Source organism: Deltaproteobacteria bacterium (assembly GCA_018668695.1).
Classification (GTDB): domain Bacteria; phylum Myxococcota; class XYA12-FULL-58-9; order XYA12-FULL-58-9; family JABJBS01; genus JABJBS01.
In genome coordinates this window covers 1-3,580 of the sequence record JABJBS010000074.1, presented here as the reverse complement: position 1 = coordinate 3,580, position 3,580 = coordinate 1, and the positions used below count along the sequence as shown (strand labels likewise).

4 protein-coding genes are annotated in these 3,580 nt (G+C 50.2%); all 4 read left to right on the top strand.

Going from position 1 to position 3,580, the window contains the following annotated elements; all coding sequences use genetic code 11:
* Positions 1-511, top strand: a 511-nt coding sequence (locus HOK28_04240; GenBank protein ID MBT6432276.1) for a sugar ABC transporter permease, incomplete at its 5' end; no start/stop codon positions are given.
* Entirely contained in the window at positions 508-1,350 is an 843-nt protein-coding gene (locus HOK28_04235) for a sugar ABC transporter permease (protein MBT6432275.1), read from the top strand. The genes HOK28_04240 and HOK28_04235, both read left to right, overlap by 4 nt.
* Positions 1,351-1,389: 39 nt before the next feature.
* Positions 1,390-2,811 (top strand): pyruvate kinase, encoded by a 1,422-nt coding sequence (gene pyk, locus HOK28_04230; GenBank protein ID MBT6432274.1) that lies wholly within the window; start codon positions 1,390-1,392, stop codon positions 2,809-2,811.
* A 31-nt stretch (positions 2,812-2,842) separates the two neighbouring features.
* The coding region (locus tag HOK28_04225) for a thioesterase (protein MBT6432273.1) at positions 2,843-3,580 on the top strand (738 nt) is incomplete at its 3' end.

Sequence of the window (3,580 nt, the reverse complement as noted above, 5' to 3'; positions counted from 1 at the left end):
GAAGGGTATGTTTCATCGCCAGTTTGGTGTCATCAACGCAATGCTCGAAATATTGGGGATGGAAAGCGTTGCATGGTTTAGCTCATTTTGGACAGCTTTCTGCGCAAATGTCTGCACGAATGCCTGGCTTGGTTTTCCCTTCATGATGGTGGTTTGTTTAGGAGCCTTACAATCTATTCCCAAAGAGCTTTATGACGCGGCGTCCATTGATGGAGCCGGTTTCTTCGCCCAATTCAAACACATCACTTGGCCTCTTCTTATGCCGGCGATGGCGCCCGCTGTGATGTTGGGGATTGTTTGGACCTTCAACCAATTCAATATCGTGTACCTGGTGAGCGGCGGGGAGCCCGATAACTCAACCGATATTTTGATAAGCGAAGCATGGCGGTGGGCGTTCGCGCGCCATGAGCAATATGGCTATGCGGCTGCATATGGAGCATTGATATTTGTGTTGCTCCTCGGCTGGAGCGCTTTATCTACGCGGGTTGCCCGTAAGTTGGAAAACGCATGAAATCTATAAAGTTTCAATATTTCCTATCGCATTGTGTTTTGATTTTTGTGAGCATGTTAGCAATTTATCCGGTGCTCTGGGTCTTGAAGATGGCTTTAAGTCCCGGGGACTCTTTCGACGTCTCGCCTAATCCCTTTCCGAGCGAGATCAGCACTGAGCATTTTGAAAAGGTTCTAGGGCTTGGGCAAGCGGGCAGCTGGGCCTTTGGACGTCAGTTTTGGAATTCGTTAATTGTTTCTGGTGCGACGACTCTTATCTCGTTGGGGATTTCTTTGAGTGCAGCTTATGGTTTCAGCCGTTTGCGCTTTCCGGGCCGCGATGTGGGACTTCTCGCGTTGATGTTGACGCAAATTTTTCCCGGCGTGGTGATGCTTGTGCCTCTCTACATTATTTTGGACTTTTGTAACTTACTCGACACCCTCTCGGGACTTTGCCTCGTCTACTGCGCCACAGCTCTTCCCTTCTGCACCTGGATGCTGAAGGGGTATTTTGATTCTCTCCCGGTAGAGATGGAGGAGGCTGCGGTCATCGATGGAGCGGGCCGGTTTACGATATTTTGGTATCTGATTCTGCCATTGGCCAGACCAGCGATAGCTGTGACCGCTCTTTTTTCCTTTATGACTGCATGGAACGAGTTTATCCTCGCCGCCACACTTTTAGGAGATTCTTCTTTGTTTACGTTGCCCGTAGCGCTCCAGCAACATGTTGGGGAGTTTCAAACGCAGTGGGGAAGTTTTGCAGCGGGTGCTGTGGTAACAAGCCTACCAATTATGATTCTGTTTTATGCTTTGCAGCGTCATCTTGTGGGTGGGCTCACGGGAGGTTCTGTGAAAGGATGAAGCGCCGCGCAGGATGCGCCCAGCGAAGTGAGTTAAGTTGTGAAGAATAAAGCAAAGATAGTTGCAACCATAGGGCCGGCCTCCCAATCAAAAGATGTGTTGAAAGAAATGATTTTAGCCGGAATGAATGTGGCTCGAATCAATTGTTCCCATAGCAAGCATGAGCATATGCGAGAAATTGTTCGTGATATCCGGGAGCTTAACGCAGAACTCGAAAAAAATGTCGCCGTCTTAGTCGACCTCCAAGGTCCCAAGATTCGTATCGGTCAGATGGAGGACGGCGTGGTCCTTGAGCCGGGCGACACATTTATCATTACCAGTACAGATCATGTTGGATCGGCGAAGTCTGCGTATATCAGTTACGAGCAATTTGCCCGAGATGTACAGCCGGGCGAAAGCATCTTGATAGATGATGGTAAGCTAGAGCTCAAAGTGGTTTCTTCGGATAAAAAGGAGCAGGTCGAGCTTGAGGTCGTACATGGTGGTCCGCTTGAGTCTCGCAAAGGGGTCAATCTACCCAATACGAAAATCTCTTTACCGGCTCTTACTTCCAAAGACCGCGAGGACCTCGAAGTCGCTTTAGAGCTTGAGGCAGAGTGGCTGGGGCTTTCGTTTGTACGAAGTGCGGTGGATGTGATCGGACTCAAAGAGAAGATTGCCGAGCGCGTAAGTCCAACAAAGGTTGTCGCGAAAATCGAAAAACCTGAAGCCATCGAAGACATGGATGCGATTATCCAGGCAACAGATGCCATTATGGTTGCGCGTGGGGATTTAGGCGTTGAGATTCCAATGCAAGAGGTTCCCGTGATCCAAAAGACCTTGGTTACGAAAGCAAGAAGAGCTGGCAGACCTGTGATCATCGCAACGCAGATGATGGAAAGTATGATTGTCCAAAGTCGGCCAAGCCGTGCCGAGGCCAACGACGTCGCAAACTCTGTTCTTGATGGTGCAGATGCCGTGATGCTGAGCGGCGAAACTTCAACCGGACGTCACCCCGTGGCCGTGATCGAAGCCATGATGAGTATTGTGACACATACTGAAGAGGTCTTTCAGCCTCGTCGCCGTGATAATCCGCCCATGGATGTGACCTGTGGTCGTTTCGTAACCGACACGATTTGCTTCAACGCCTACAAGGTCGCGGCCCAAATTGAGGCCCGGGCAATTTTGACGATGACGGATTCGGGTTACGCCGGTATTAAAATCGCAAGCCACCGACCTGACTGCGAAATCGGGGTTTTTACCAGTAACCGATCGATCCTCAACATGCTCAGTTTAGTATGGGGTGTGCAGGGCTATTATTATGAGGGGTTTGTCAGCACCGACGATACAGTGCATGATATTCAAGAGATCCTCCGAGTGAAAGGTGTGCTACAAAAGGGTGACCGAGTGGTCAATACCGCAAGCATGCCTATGAACGACAAGGGGATGACCAATACGTTGAGGGTCACCGTCATTTCTTAATGAGGGACCAACGCCGAAGAAGGGTGGGGTTTTGAGTTCAGCTCAAGAAATGAAAGGTCCAAGCGGCTCGTGGTTCTTTGTACCACGTCGCCTACCGAATCCTCGCGTCCGCGTGTTTTGCTTTCCTTACGCTGGTGGCAGTGCCACCTTGTTTCGCGATTGGCCGAAGGATCTTCCCGGCGATGTTGAGCTCATTGGCGTACAGCTGCCAGGCAGAGCATTCCGACTTAAAGATCCTCCCTTCACTCAAATGTCGAGCCTACTTGATGAGCTTGAAAACCAGCTCGGTCCTAACCTTGATGTCCCGTTTGTTTTTTGGGGGCACAGCTTTGGCGCGATTCTAGCTTACGAACTTACTCGCCGGTTTGAAAAACAGGGACGAACGCTTCCGCTTATGGCGATTCTTTCGGGACGCAGGGCGCCGCATTTACCCAGCACAGGTTTTGATGTGCGAACCATGGGGGATGATGAGTTCATCGAAGAGCTGCGTAAGCTTGGCGGAACACCGGACGAAATCATCAATAACCGGAGGCTGATGAATTTGGTATTGCCTGCCCTCCGTGCTGATTTTGAACTTTTAAACACTTGGCAGCATGAGCCAGGGCAAACTCTTGCTGTTCCTCTTCGCATCGTTGGCGGCAAAGAAGATCTCCCAATTAAAATCGAAGACTTAGAAGCTTGGGGACAATACACCCGGTCTGGTTTCTCGGTTCATCTCTTCAAGGGAGATCATTTCTACGTTCACCACGCGGAGGACGAACTCTTACCT